Origin of the sequence: Ruania alba, assembly GCF_900105765.1 — a bacterium.
Classification (GTDB): Bacteria; Actinomycetota; Actinomycetes; order Actinomycetales; family Beutenbergiaceae; genus Ruania; species Ruania alba.
In genome coordinates, this window is the sequence record NZ_FNTX01000002.1 from 30002 (window position 1) to 44310 (window position 14309).

Annotated in this window: 12 protein-coding genes; 11 read left to right on the forward strand and 1 reads right to left on the reverse strand. The window is 68.7% G+C overall.

Annotation, left to right across the window (positions count from 1 at the left end; genetic code table 11):
- Positions 1-66 precede the first annotated feature (66 nt).
- From BLU77_RS10600 to manD, 11 genes are read left to right on the forward strand one after another with little or no spacing between them, the layout of a single operon-like run.
- The gene (locus BLU77_RS10600) at positions 67-1560 is read left to right on the forward strand and encodes an ABC transporter substrate-binding protein (protein WP_089773151.1); all 1494 of its coding nucleotides are present in this window, start codon (positions 67-69) and stop codon (positions 1558-1560) included.
- Between the two features lie 3 nt (positions 1561-1563).
- Complete coding sequence (locus tag BLU77_RS10605; protein ID WP_089773152.1) at positions 1564-2568, forward strand: carbohydrate ABC transporter permease; 1005 nt, start codon at positions 1564-1566, stop codon at positions 2566-2568.
- On the forward strand, positions 2565-3482 hold the full coding sequence (locus BLU77_RS10610) for a carbohydrate ABC transporter permease (protein WP_217632424.1): 918 nt from the start codon (positions 2565-2567) through the stop codon (positions 3480-3482). Before BLU77_RS10605 ends, BLU77_RS10610 begins: the two co-directional genes overlap by 4 nt.
- Positions 3479-5050 carry a sulfatase family protein gene (locus BLU77_RS10615; protein WP_089773154.1) on the forward strand — a complete coding sequence of 524 codons (1572 nt, stop codon included), beginning with the start codon at positions 3479-3481 and terminating at the stop codon, positions 5048-5050. Before BLU77_RS10610 ends, BLU77_RS10615 begins: the two co-directional genes overlap by 4 nt.
- Positions 5047-6267: a trehalase family glycosidase gene (locus BLU77_RS10620; RefSeq protein WP_089773155.1), complete on the forward strand. Its 1221-nt coding sequence runs from the start codon at positions 5047-5049 to the stop codon at positions 6265-6267. Before BLU77_RS10615 ends, BLU77_RS10620 begins: the two co-directional genes overlap by 4 nt.
- On the forward strand, positions 6264-7568 hold the full coding sequence (locus BLU77_RS10625; RefSeq protein ID WP_089773156.1) for a sulfatase family protein: 1305 nt from the start codon (positions 6264-6266) through the stop codon (positions 7566-7568). Before BLU77_RS10620 ends, BLU77_RS10625 begins: the two co-directional genes overlap by 4 nt.
- Positions 7565-8470: an NAD-dependent epimerase/dehydratase family protein gene (locus tag BLU77_RS10630; protein WP_089773157.1), complete on the forward strand. Its 906-nt coding sequence runs from the start codon at positions 7565-7567 to the stop codon at positions 8468-8470. The genes BLU77_RS10625 and BLU77_RS10630 overlap by 4 nt, the downstream gene beginning before the upstream one ends.
- A complete protein-coding gene (locus BLU77_RS10635) occupies positions 8467-10443 on the forward strand; it encodes a glycosyl hydrolase (RefSeq protein WP_139177737.1) in 1977 nt (658 codons plus the stop codon). Before BLU77_RS10630 ends, BLU77_RS10635 begins: the two co-directional genes overlap by 4 nt.
- The gene (locus BLU77_RS10640) at positions 10443-10649 is read left to right on the forward strand and encodes a hypothetical protein (protein WP_089773159.1); all 207 of its coding nucleotides are present in this window, start codon (positions 10443-10445) and stop codon (positions 10647-10649) included. Before BLU77_RS10635 ends, BLU77_RS10640 begins: the two co-directional genes overlap by 1 nt.
- Positions 10646-12049, forward strand: coding sequence for a sulfatase family protein (locus BLU77_RS10645; protein WP_089773160.1), 1404 nt, complete (start codon positions 10646-10648; stop codon positions 12047-12049). Before BLU77_RS10640 ends, BLU77_RS10645 begins: the two co-directional genes overlap by 4 nt.
- Entirely contained in the window at positions 12046-13254 is a 1209-nt protein-coding gene (gene manD / locus BLU77_RS10650; protein ID WP_089773161.1) for a D-mannonate dehydratase ManD, read from the forward strand. Before BLU77_RS10645 ends, manD begins: the two co-directional genes overlap by 4 nt.
- Here the strand turns inward: manD and BLU77_RS10655 are convergent.
- Positions 13210-14286, reverse strand: a complete 1077-nt coding sequence (locus BLU77_RS10655; RefSeq protein WP_089773162.1) for a LacI family DNA-binding transcriptional regulator — start codon at positions 14284-14286, stop codon at positions 13210-13212. The two genes, manD and BLU77_RS10655, sit on opposite strands and share 45 nt — an antisense overlap.
- Positions 14287-14309 lie beyond the last annotated feature (23 nt).

The following is a 14309-nucleotide window of genomic DNA, read 5'->3' on the forward strand; positions in this document are numbered from 1 at the left end:
CATCTTGACATTGAGAAGGGAAAGCGGTTGACTCATGGAAGTCGACATTCGAAGGAGAGAGTCATCATGGACAATCACAGGCTGACGCGACGCCACATGCTCGGGCTGCTCGGCGCGGGAGCAGGGAGCGCCACGCTGGCAGGCTGCGGCAGGGAACGGCCCGAGGACGACCCGGCGCCGTCCGGATCCGCCGGCGAGTCCCTCAGCGGCGCGGTCCGCGTCGCACTGGGAGCACCGAACCCGAACTACGAGGCGTTCCTGAACGAGCAGGTCACCGTCTTCAACCAGCAGTATCCGGACATCGAGGTCGAGATGCTGTTCTACCCGCCGCCGGAGTACGCCAACGCGATCAACCTGGCGTTCACCTCCGGCGAGGCTCCCGACGTCTACCGGCTCACCGGCCCGTCCCCGGCCACGAACATGGTGAACTCCTACCGCAACGACTGGCTGCAGCCGCTGACCCCGTTCCTCACCGACGAGTTCAAGTCCCGCGCCTTCGCCGAGGGCACGTGGGAGAACCCCGACGTGAGCGGCCTCTTCGTCGGCGAGGACGTCTACGCCCTCCCGCTGGAGTCGATGCGCTACACCCAGCTGCGGATCCTCTACTGCAACCGGGAGCTGCTCGCGGCTGCCGGGGCGGACGCACCGCCGGCGACGTGGAGCGAAGCAGCGGAGCTTGCGAAAGCCATCACGGCCAGCGGTGACGACGTGCACGGGTTCGGGTTGTCGGGCCAGAACATGGTGGTCTCCGTGGACGCGTTGCAGAACGTGGCTGGCCCCCCGATGTCGGGCATCGCGCCGATCAACCTCACCAACGCCACGTCCGGCGCGTCGCACGAGAGCTATGTGGGCGCCGTCGACTTCCTGCGGCAGATGGCAGCAGACGGATCGATCACACCGGGATACGAGTCCTGGGACGCAGCGCGACCGATCCAGGAGTTCGCCCTTGGAACTCTCGGCATGTACATCGGCGCGAACTTCCACGCCGGGCGCATCCGCGAGACGAACCCCGATCTCGACTTCGTGATGGGCACCGTCCCCGTGCCGGACTCGGGGCGCGGTGGCTACCAGCGCGCGGTGGCACTGAACCAGCCGTACTGGGGGATGAGCAAGACAGCCCAGAACCCGGAAGCCGCCTGGGCCTGGATGGACTTCATGAGCACCCCCGAGTTCCAGAGCGCCGCCTATCAGGCACTGGGCCTCATCCCGGCGCTGGAGGACGCGATCGCTCCCGAGGACATGACCGACGACACCAGCCGGCAGGTCGAGATCATGGACGAGACCCTGCGGGTGAGCCCCAACGTCGCCTCCAACGGTCTCGACGCCGACCAGCTGCTCTCGGCCGCGACCGGAGCCGCCCCGAACCCGAACGCCGTCGAGCTCTACACCCGCTCCATCACCGAGGACGTCGAGTACGCCGGCCCCGCCGGCGACTTCGACGCCGCCTTCGACCAGGTGATCGACGACACGGTGGAGCGTCTGCAGTCCGACGGCCTCGAGGTATCGCGGGACGACCTCGAGTTCCCGAGCTGGGACCCGCTGCAGGACTACACGGGCTGATCGATGACGCTGACCGTCGATACGGACCCGCTGGAGACCAGCGGGTCCGCGAAACCCGGGCCACCTGCAGGAGACCGCTTCGCCCGGATCAAGGAGCACCGGTGGCACTACCTGTTCGTCGCTCCCATGGTGATCCTGCTCGCCCTGTTCACCCTCTGGCCGATCGTGGCCAGTTGGGCGTACGGGTTCTACGAGTGGGACGGCTACGGCCCGCTGGAGCACTTCATCGGCCTGGACAACTACCGCGAGGCTGCCGCTGACCCCAGCTTCTGGCAGGCGTTCGGCAACACCTTCTGGTTCTCCTTCGCGTCGCTGTTCATCCAGGCCCCGCTCGCGTTGCTGTTCGCGCTCATCCTGAACAACCCGCGGCTGTTCGCACGCAACGTGTACCGGGTGCTGCTGTTCATCCCGGTGGTCAGCACGACGGCGGTCGTCGGCCTGGTCTTCTCGGTGCTGCTGGACACCAATCGCGGTCCGATCAACGTGGTCCTGACCACGCTGGGACTGGAGCCGGTGAACTTCCTCGGGGACTCCTCCACGGCACTGGCGACCGTGATCGCCGTCGAGACGTGGCGTGGCCTGGGGATCACGATGATCTACTGGCTGGCCGCGTTGCAGACCATTCCGGGCGAGCTCTATGAGGCAGCCAAGATCGACGGTGCTGGGCGCTGGCGCACCTTCGGATCGATCACCCTCCCACTGCTGGCACCATTCGCCATCATCATCATGCTGCTGACGTTCATCACCAGCTTCAACGCCTTCGACATCGTGCAGACGATGACCGCCGGTGGACCCAACGGTGCCAGCGACATCGTGCAGACCTATATCTACCGGTACGCCTTCGCACCCACCCAGTTCATCCCCCGATTCGGGTTCGCCTCGGCTGCAGCCCTGCTGTTCGGACTCGTGGTGATGGTGCTGACCTTCGTCCAGGTGCTCCTCGTCCGCCAGGCGCGCCGCAAGGCAGCAGGCGTCAGCCAGACCACAGACCAGGAGGCCACGTCATGACAACGACGGAGACCCGTCGTACGGCGGCACCTCAGCCCACGCGACGCGGACCGCGGAGCACCGGCGCTGGCTTGCGCCGTCAACGGTCCATGGGGCGGACCGGGCGGATGGTCACCCACCTGGTGCTGCTGCCCCTGGTGTTCCTGTGGGTGTACCCGTACGCGTGGTCGATGGTCTCCAGCATCCGGCCCCAGGCGGAGACGCTACTCGGCGGCGCGAGCCTGATCCCGGAGGAGTTGACCTGGAGCAACTTCGAGCGTGCGTGGACGCAGGCCCGGTTCGAGACCTACACGATCAACACGGTCATCGTGACTCTGGCCGTGGTCTTCCTGACCATCGCGATCTCCGCGACCGCCGGCTACGCGCTCGGCCGCGGTTCGATGCCCGGCCGGAAGGTGATCATCGGAACGCTGGTGGTGACGATGTTCCTGCCGAAGGGCTTCACCATCATCCCGGTCTTCCTGCTCATCGACGCGCTCGGCGTGAACAACACGCTGTTCGCGGTGATCCTCGCAGAGGCGGGGCCCGCGCACATCATGCCGATCCTGCTCTACATCGGGTACTTCTCGGCTATCCCCCGCGATCTGGAGGATGCGGCCCGCGTGGACGGCGCCGGCTTCGTCCGCACCTTTGCCTCGGTGATGTTCCCGATGGCCAAGCCGGTCACCGCCACCGTGGCGATCTTCAGCTTCATCGGTGCATGGAACGCCTTCCTCGTACCGCTGGTGTTCACCCTGAACGCTCCGGAGCTGCGCACGCTCGGCGTGGGGATCTACGCCTTCTTCGGGGAGGACTCCATCGACTGGGGTGGCCTCGCAGCGGCATCCGTGATCGCCGTGGTCCCGGTGATCGTGGTGTTCCTTTCCTTGCAGAAGTACTTCGTCGATGGCATCGCGGGGTCGATCAAGGGATGACCGCAACGGAACAGCCCGACATCCTGCTCATCCTCGCCGACCAGCTGCCCGCCGCAGCATTGGGCAGTTACGGGTGCACGGTGCCATCGGTCACCCCGCACCTCGACGCCCTCGCCGAACGGGGCGTCCGGTTCGACCGGCACTACACCCCGGTTCCGATCTGCGGTCCGAGCCGGGTCGCGCTGCTCACCGGCTGCTCCCCGGCCGTGACCGGCGGAGTGGCCAACGACTCCCCGCGTCACCCCGACGTGCGCTACGCACCGCAGGACCTGCGCGAGGCCGGGTACACCACCACGGGGATCGGCAAGTTCCACCTCGTCCCGCACAGCGAGTACCCGCCGGACGACCTCGACGAGTTCGGGTTCGACCACGTCGAAATCACCGAGGACACCAAGCACGGACCGTGGATGGACTGGATCGCCCAGGAGCACCCCGAGCGCGTCGACGAGGCGTTCGCCACGACCTGGCCTGCCCCCTACCTGAGCGCGATGCCACCGGACGGCCGCGATGAGCGGGACCGCTGGGAGCAGGCACAGCAGCGCCATCTGGCACCGCTCGCGGCTGAGCCGCACCGGCCCATCGTGCATCCCTCGCCGCTGCCCGCCGAACTCCATCAGTCCACCTGGATCGCGGACCGGACGATCCACCACATGCAGGAGCGCGATCCCGACCGCCCGATGTTCCTTTACGCCTCCTTCGTGGATCCGCACGATCCGTACGACCCGCCGGAACCGTGGTGGTCGTTCGTCGACCCCGACGACGTCCCATCGCCAGTCCCGCAGGAGTGGGACAGGCACAACGCACCCTGGCAGTACCCGGCCTTCCAGGACACCAAGTTCGGGCTGGACACCTTCGACGAGGGCACCTGGGCAACCCTGCGGGCCGCCTACTTCGGCTCGCTCGCCTTCGTGGACGAACAGATCGGCCGGATCCTGACGGCGCTGCGGGACAGCGGTCGGGAACGCGACACCTTGGTCCTGGTGACCACCGACCACGGCGACCTGCTCGGCGACCACGGCCTGCTGATGAAGGGACCCTGGCACTACGACTCCTGCATCCGCGTCCCGATGATCGCCGCCGGCGCGGGAACCGAGGTCGGGGCCAGTTTCGACGGGCTCACCTCGCACCTGGACCTACGCCCTACCCTGCTCTCCGCGGCAGGGATCGACGCCGGCCCGAGCGAAGGCGTCAGACTCCCCCGGTCGACCACGGAGCTGTCCGACCACCAGGGGCACGACCACCTCGTGGTAGAGACCAACACCTCGTACGTGGCCCCGGCCGGGGACCAGGTGCGCACGCTGCTCAGCGCCGACGGGTGGCGGCTGACCGTCTTCCCCGATCAGGAGTACGGCGAGCTGTTCCACCTAGTGGACGACCCCCAGGAGCAGACCAACCGGTACGACGAGCCGGGCTGCCTGCAGCGACGCCTGCAGATGACCGAAGAGCTGGTGGCCGCGATGGCCGCCCCGTCGATGGCGCAGTACCGACCCGGGACACGGCCGCCCGCCACTGCGCCGCAAACCGCCACGCGTGCCAGCGCTGGGACTGACCGAACGGTCGCGTCATGACCGCCGCCTGGCGCGCCCTGGATGCCGAGGTCCGGTCCTGGTGGGACATCGACCTCGCCCGTGCAGACCCCGCCGCGTGCGCCGAGGACGCCACGCTGCTCCCGCTGCCGAGCCCGTACATCACCGCGGGCGGCACCCACACCAGCGATTTCGCCGAGATGTACGGGTGGGACACGGCGTTCATCAATCACGGCCTCCTCGCGCACGAGCGGGGCGACATCGTGGCCGGCCACATCGACAATCACCTGACCATGATCGAGCGGTACGGGATGGTGCTCAACGGCAACCGCAGCTACTACCTCACCCGGTCCCAGCCGCCGCTGCTCGCCGACTCGATCGCGGCTTACATCCGCTGCACGGGCGACGAGCAGCTGGTCCGGCGGGCGGCTGCCGCGCTGGCCGCGGAGTACCTGGACTACTGGTGCGGGCCGGAGCATCAGACCGAGGCGGGGTTGGCGCGCGCTTTCGACCGTGGGGCGCCGAACCTCCGCGCGGAGCTCGCGGCCGAGGCCGAGACCGGCCTCGACTTCACGGCACAGTACGGGGGCGACGCTCGCCGGTGCGTGCCGTTGGTCCTGAACACCGCCCTGGTGCGGACGGCGCGCGTGCTCGCCGAGCTCCATCAGCTGCTGAATGAGCCGGCTGCCGCCGAGGGCTGGCACCAGCGAGCCGAGGTCCGGGCACAGGCGATCCGGGAGCACTGCTGGGCCGAGGACTTCTTTTACGAGTTCGACATCTCGAACCGACGCCACGTACCGGTCCGGACCGTTGCGGCCTACTGGACCCTCTGGGCCGGCGTGGCCACCGCGGAGCAGGCCGCCACGTTGGTGGACGCATTGCCGGACTTCCGAGGACCGGGCGGGCTCGCCAGCACCGACCGCCGGTACGCCAGCCCGCATCCCGAGTTCACCGACCTGCAGTGGCAGCACCCGGCCGGCTGGGCGCCGATGCAGATGATCGCCGTGGCTGGCCTCGACGCCTACGGCTACCACGAGCACGCCGCGAGCATCGCGCGTGACTTCGTCGACCTGCAGGTCCGCACGCACGCCGCGACCGGGTCGTTGTGGGAACGCTACGACGTCGTCCACGACGGCGCGCTACCGACCGATCTGCCCGTCGAGCGCTATCAGGTGGTCCCGATGCACGGCTGGTCCGCCGCGGCCGTCGCCGTGCTCGGACGCCGCGCCTACGCACCCGCCGAAGGAGACCTCCGATGAGCCGACCGAACGTGGTGTATCTGCACACCCACGACACCGGGCGCTGGGTCAGCCCGTACGGGCACGCTGCTCCCACACCGAACATCCAGCGTTTCGCCGAGGACGGCGTCCTGTTCCGCCGCGCTTTCTCCGCGGCACCCACCTGCTCCCCGAGCCGGGCGGCACTCCTCACCGGCAGATCGGCGCACTCGGTGGGGATGCTCGGGCTCGCCCACCTGGGCTGGGGGTTGCACGATTACCGCCAGCACGTGATCCACCCGCTGCACGAGGCCGGGTACACCTCCGCGCTGATCGGGGTGCAGCACATCGCTCCCGGGCCCGACGAAGGCCCGGTGATCGGCTATCACGAACAACTGCCTCTGGCCGGCAACCGTGCGCCCGAGGTCGCCGCGGCAGCGGTCGACTACCTCGGCCGCGAGCACGAGCGCCCCTTCTTCCTCTCGGTCGGGTTCGTCGAGACACACACGCTGCCCGAGCCCGGTGCCACGTTCGGATACCCGCCCGAGGACGACCGGTACGTCGCCGTGCCTCCGACTCTGCCCGACACGGCCCGCACCCGGGCCGACATGGCCAGCTTCTGGTCGTCGGCACGAGCCATGGACGCCGGGATGGGCGCGGTACTGACCGCGCTCGAGGAGAATGGGCTCAGCGAGAACACCATCGTCATCATCACGACCGACCATGGGGTGCCGCTGCCGGGGATGAAGGCCACGCTGACCGACCATGGCACCGGCGTGATGCTCATGATGCGAGGGCCCGGCCTGCCCGCGGGCTCCATCTGCGACGCCCTGGTCTCCCAGATCGATGTGGTCCCCACCCTGTGCTCGCTGCTCGGGATCGACCCGCCCGAGTGGACCGAGGGGGTGGACCTGACCCCCGCGATCCGAGATGGCATCGAGGTGAACTCGGCGGTCTTCTCCGAGCTGACGTACCACGTCTGCTACGAGCCGGCCCGGTCCGTGCGGACCGATCGGTGGCGGTATACCCGGCGGTTCGACGATCGCGATCGGCCGACCTTGCCGAACATCGATGACAGCCCGAGCAAGGACGTGCTCGTGGAGGCCGGGTGGCCGCAGGTCACAGTGCCCGCTGAGGAACTGGTCGACCTCGCCCTCGACCCTGGCGGCGCCGCCAACCTGGTGGGCGATCCGGCCCATGCAGACGTGCTCGAGGACCTCCGGGCACAGCTGACCGCCTGGATGGTCCGCACTGACGACCCAATCCTGGACGGACCCGTCCCCCAGCCCGCGGGCTACCCGTACGCCTCGGTGGACGCCATCTCGGCGGAGGTGGCGCGATGATCCGGCACGTCATCGTCACCGGTGCCGGCGGACGCATCGGGAGTGCCGTGGTCCGCGAGCTCCGCGACCACGGGATCCGGACCACAGGTCTGGTCGTCGAGGGCACCAGCCCGGCGGACGACACGCTGCTCGGAGACGCCGGTGACCCACGAGCCGTTGACCGCGCGATCACGCACGCTCTCGATCACTCCCCGGTGGCGGAGGTCGGCATCGCCCATCTGGCCGCGATCCCCTCCCCCGGTGAGGGCCTTGCGGAGGAAGTGTTCGGCAACAACACCGCAGCCACGTTCGCCGTGCTCGAGGCCGCCGGACGGGCCGGGATCGGGCGCGCGGTGATCGCCTCCAGCGTCTCCGTCCTCGGCTTCGCCTGGGGCAGCGCGGACCTTCGCCCGCACTACCTGCCGATGGACGAGCAGCACCCGGTCCTGGCCGAGGACCCCTACGCCCTGTCCAAATGGGTGGACGAGTGTACGACCGTCATGATGCACCGGCGCTGGGGCACCACGATCGTCGCGCTACGGCTCCCGTTCGTGGCAGACGGCGAACGGTTGGCAGCACGCCAGCGGGAAGCCGCCGCTGATCCTGCGGCACTGCGGGCCGAGCTCTGGGGCTGGCTGCACACTGATGACGCCGGGCGTGCCTTCCGGCTCGCGCTGACGGCACCGACGAGCAGGGCCACCACGATCACTGTCACCGCGCCGGAGTCGCTCTCCGACGTTCCGACGGCCGACCTCCTGCGCACCTACCTGCCCGACGTCCCCACGCGGGAAGAGCTCCCAGACCGCACCGTCCCCTACGACCTCACCCGGGCGCGAGAGATTCTCGGATTCACCGCCCGCCGTCGACTCGTTCGCTCCACTCCCATCACCGCGAGCGAGTCCCTGCAGAAAGGAACGACATGAGACAGCGACGTCTACCCCGTCTCGCCGCGCTCGGAGCCGGCGGAGCACTCCTCGCCGGGACGGCGATGGTGGCGACGCCCGCGTGGTCGGCGGACCCGCCGGTGATCGACGAAGCACCGTTGAGCTCGATCGCGGTGGACACGCACGCAATGAGCTTCACGATCACTACTTCCACCACGGCGACCTGGGTCGCCACGGACGACCAGGGTCGCACGGTCGCCTCCGGCGACCTGGCCGCCGGTGCCACGCCGATCACGCTCGAGAACCTGGCGATGGGGCAGTACCTGTTGCGCGTCGAGGACAGCAACGGGCTCGTCGACTCCTCCCCGTTCGCCGTCGTGACGACCTTCACGGGTGAACGTGACGTGCGCTTCGCCATGAACACGAAGTTCGGCCTGCCTGCAGACGGCCAGGCCCCGCGGTGGGATCCTGAGTCAGAGACCTATGACCCGGTAGGAACACCGCGGTATACACAGGATCTGATGCCGATCCTCGAGCTCACCGGCGCGGGTGCCACCCGGGACACCATCGCGTGGAACCAGTTCGAGCCGGAGACTGCGCGATACGCCGGCGGTCCGCACTGGTACGAGGACTTCATCGACGCCAACGCCGAGATGGGAGCGCCCACCACGGTGATCCTCTCCTACGGGAACAACCTGTACGACATCGATGAGGAGGGCTTCGGGGCCGCGCCGCACACCGACGAGGGCATCGCCGCCTACGCCGCCTACGCCCGCGAGGTCCTGAGCCGCTACGAGGGCCGCGTCGACACCGTCGAGGTGTGGAACGAGTACAACGCCGCCGAGGCCCCGTGGAATCGCGGCCCGTGCGCCGGGGACGCACGCTGCTACTACGAGATGCTCAAGGCCACCCACGAGGCTGTCGCGGAGGTGCACCCCGAGGCGCAGATCGTCGGCCCGGCGGCGGTGACCCTCCCCTACGGCTGGTTGGACGAGCTGTTCTCCTACGGAGCGCTCGACTACCTCGATGCCGTCACGGTGCACCCCTACGGATTCCCCGCAGCGCCGGAGACCGGCTACTCGCACCCCAGCTTCGACGAGGCGGGGATCGAGGCGCGCGTCGAACAGCTCGACGAGCTGATCCGTGAGCACAACGACGGCGAGCAGGTGCCGATCTGGTTCACCGAGATTGGGTGGGGCTCCTACGAGGCACCTCGCGGGGTGAGCGAATCCGTGCAGGCCGACTACATGGTCCGCACCCACGTGATGGCACTCTCGGCAGGCGTGGAGCGGATGTACTGGTACTCCCTGCGCAACGACCGGTCCATCCCGGCCGGCCCCGGCGCCAACTGGGGACTCGTCCGCAACGAGGGCGACCCGCTCGGCAGCTACGCACCCAAGGAGTCCTTCACGGCGTACACCACGATGACCCGGCTGCTCAGCGGCGCCGAGTCCAGCGGACGCCAGGATGCTCCGGAGGGCGTCCGCGACTACCTGTTCGAGCAAGCCGATGGCACCGAGATCGATGTCCTCTGGTCGCCGGAGGGACACCGGGACGTGACCCTGCGCACCGATGCTCCGGTCACCGTGACCCGGCAGGACGGTGAGTCGCGCACCCTGTTCCCCGACGACGGTCGTGTCTATCTCTCGATCAGCACCGATCCGGTCTACGTCGACGGTGGCATCGACGCCGTCGAGGACGGGTCACGCATCACCGCGAGCGGGCCCGCCTCGGCTCCCGCAGCCGAGAACGCCACCATCACCGTGACCGTGGACGGCAGCGACGAGCAGCAGGCCACCCCCGCCCTCGTCGACGTGGAAGGCGAGGTCCTGGACGTCACCACCCCGCCGAACCAAGAGCGGGCCGCCGAGAGTTCGGTGCCCGTCGGCCCGGGTGTGGAGACCTCGCCGCACGAGGGACAGGAGCAGATCTACACCCGCACCGTCCTGGTGGAGGTCGAGCTCCGGGACCGGCTCAGCGGCTGGCTCTCCACTGAGGTCCGGGTGAGCTGATGTCCCTCGACCTGCTCACGCAGGTCGACTGTTGCGGTGCCGTCGACCTCGAGGTCGACGGCACCGCAACCCCTGGCACCTGCCCGTCGGCTGACGAACGCACCGATGTCGGCCTGACGTTGGCCGCCCCGGGACCGCCCTTCGGCGACCACTCCTCGCCGAGGAGTCTCGATCCCCACCTGTCCGACCACCTGGAGCACCTGTGAGACCCCGCCCGAACATCGTCTTCGTCATGTCCGACGATCACGCGAGCCACGCCATCGGCGCCTACGGAAGCCGCGTGAACAGCACGCCACAGATCGACAGGATCGCCGCCACCGGGATGCGCTTCGACAGCTGCTTCTGCGCCAACGCGCTGTGCGCGCCGAGCCGAGCGTCGATCCTGACGGGGACGTACAACCATCGCAACGGCGTGCGCACTCTGAGCACCGAGTTCGACGCCTCCCAACCCACGTTCCCCCCGTTGCTGCAGCAGGCCGGCTATGCCACCGCCGTCATCGGTAAGTGGCATCTCGGCCACGGAGAGGGTCACGACCCCGTCGGGTTCGACGACTGGGCGGTCCTGCACGACCAGGGCACCTATCAGGACCCGCTGTTTCACACCGCCGACGGCGAGGTGGTCCACGAGGGGTACGTCACCGACGTCATCACGGATCTGTCCGTGGAATGGCTCGCCGACCGGAGCACGGACCAGCCGTTCTGCCTGCTGGTGCATCACAAGGCACCGCATCGACCGTTCGTCCCCGCCGAGCGCCATCGCGACCTCTATCAGGACCCGATCCCCGAGCCCGAGACGCTCCGGGACGACTATGCGGGGCGCCCTGCCGCGGAAGCGGCCCGGATGCGCGTCGCTCGCGACTTCCGGGAGGTCGACGTCAAGGAGCCGGTGCCGGAGGGACTCACCGACGACGAGTCGCTGGCCTGGCACTACCAGCGCTACCTGCAGGACTACCTGCGCTGCGTCGCGGCCGTCGACGAAGGAGTGGGCCGCATCCTCGACCAGCTGGAGGATTCCGGCCTTCGGGAGAACACGATCGTCGTCTACACCTCGGACCAGGGGTTCTTCCTCGGTGAGCACGGGTGGTACGACAAGCGCTTCATGTACGAGGAGTCATTGCGGATGCCCCTGCTGATCAGCTACCCGGCAGCGGTGCCCGCCGGGACCGTCAACGATGACCTGGTCAGCAACGTCGACCTGGCGCAGACGCTCTGTGAGCTCACCGGCGTGGCGGCCCCGGCAGGAGCCCAAGGGCGCAGCGTGGTCCCACTGCTCGCCGGGGAGGAGGTTCCCCAGTGGCGCGAGGAGGTCTACTACCGGTACTGGGAGCACGATGACGCCCAGCACGGGGTGTGGTCGCACTACGGGATCCGCACCCACCGGTTCAAGCTGATCCACTACGACGCCACCGGCCGAGGCCTGCCCGGGACGGGACCGGCGGCACCACCGCCGTACTGGGAACTGTTCGATCTCGCCGACGACCCGCTGGAACTGCACAACCGGTACGACGACCCTGCCTACGCCGAGGAGCGCCGCATGCTGCACGACCAACTCGACCGGACGATGGCGGACGTGGGCGACGTCGCCGAGACGGGGGTGCTGGTATGAGAATCACCGACGTCCGACTGATCCTCACCTCCCCCGGCGCCAACTACCTGACCGTGAAGGTGATCACCGACGACGGCCTGTACGGGTTGGGCGACGCCACTCTCGTCGGGCGGGAGCTCGCCGTGGCCACCTACCTCGAGGAGTACGTGATCCCGATGCTGATCGGACGGGACCCGTCCGCGATCGAGGACACGTGGCAATTGCTCGGGCGATCGGCGTACTGGCGGCGGGGCCCGGTCCACACGACCGCCCAGTCCGCCATCGATATGGCCCTGTGGGACATCAAGGGCAAGGAGCTCGGCGCCCCCGTCTACCAGCTGCTCGGCGGCCGGAGTCGCCGGGGAGTTCTCGCCTACTCGCACGCGAGCGGCATCGAGATCGCTCAGGCCGTGGACGCGATGCACGAGCAGATCGCGGCCGGATACCGCGCCGTCAGGTTGCAGTGCGGGGTACCCGGACTGCCCTCCACCTACGGGGTCGTCAGCGACGAGAGTGACCAGCCACGAGCACCCCACGAGGTGCCCTACGAGGAGAGCTGGAACACCGCTGCCTACCTCGAGACCGCCCCGAAGCTGTTCGCTGCGGCACGGGACGCCGTCGGGATGGACGTACACCTGCTGCACGATGCCCACCACCGGCTCACCTCGATCGAGGCGGCAGCCCTGGGCAAGTCGCTGGAACCGTACCGGCTGTTCTGGCTGGAGGATCCCGTGCAGGCAGACGATCAGACGGCGTTCCGGCTGGTGCGCCAGCACACGACCACACCCCTGGCGGTGGGTGAGGTGGTGAACCATCTGAGCGAATGTCAGACCCTGATCAGCGAGCGACTGATCGACTACATCCGTGCCACGGTGGTTCATGCTGGCGGAATCACGGGCTTGCGCCGGATCGCGGCGTTCGCGGAGCCGTTCGGGGTGCGCACGGGGTGCCACGGGGCCCCGGACATGTCTCCGGTCACGCTCGCGGCCGCCCTGCACACGGGCATCAGCACGCACAACGTGGGCATCCAGGAGCACGGGCGACACACCTCGACCACCGACGAGGTGTTCCCACACGCCTACACCTTCGCCGACGGCTACCTGGACCCGGGAGAGGCCCCGGGTCTGGGCGTCGACATCGACGAGGGCCTTGCCGCCCGGTTCGAGTACCGGCGCAAGTACCTACCGACGACCCGACTGGTCGACGGCACCATGTGGAACTGGTAGGTCCGGCTCGGCGTCGGGATCGGGCCCCAGCGTCGACTCGCCGAGCCGGAGGATGCAGGGGTGCAGGTGCACCCCCGGCTCGAAGGCGCCGTCGACGGCCTCGATCAGATGGGCGGCTGCTGCCGCGCCCAGGCCACGCAGGTCTGGATCGACGGAGGTGAGCACGTTCCGGCCCTGACGACCGGTGCCCGTCATGGACTCCCAGTTGTCCACGCCCACCAATGCCACGTCGTCGGGCACCCGCAGCCCGGCGGCGGTGAGCGCGGCCAGCGCCCCGAACGCGATCTGGTCGTTGGCGCAAAAGATCGCGTCGAAGGCGACGTCGGCGGCGAGGAGCCGGCGAGTGGCCTCGATGCCTCCGGAGCGCCGCCAATCGTTGCTCTCCACCCTCCCGCCGACCATGTCCAGCTCGGCGGCAGCCAATGCACGGAGGCAGCCGCGGGCACGGGCGGCGCCGGCGAGGTCGTCAGCGACCCCGATGTGGGCGATCTTTGTCCGGCCCCTCTCGATCAGGTGCTCGGTCGCGACCACGCCGACCATCTCGTTGTCCGGGATGAAGGACACGTCGGCCGGGTCGGCCGACTCACCGAAGGCGTAGACCACGGGAACACCCAAGCCGGCCGAGACGGATCCGAGCCGCGAGTGCAGCCCGTCACCGATCACCAGCAGCCCGTCGATCCGCCGCGCTCGCAGCGATCCTGCCAACTCGCCCATCGCCTCACGGTTGAGTGCCGCGTCGGCGAACAGCACGCCCATCTCGTGCTTACCGAGGTACGTGCTGGCGCCCACCATCACGGGGCTGGTAAAGGCACCCGGCGCGAATTCGGTCAGCACGCCGACGAGCTGGCTGCGTCCGGTCGCGAACGAGCGTGCCAGTGCATCCGGCCGGAACCCCAGACGCTGCACCGCCTGGGCAATCTTCAGATGCGTCTCCGGGGCAAACTTGCCGCGTCCGTTGAGCACTTTCGAGACGGTGGAGACGGAGACGCCGGCGACTGCCGCCACGTCGCGAAGAGTGGGTGCGCTGGCCATCTCACTCCTCTCCCCTGGGCTTC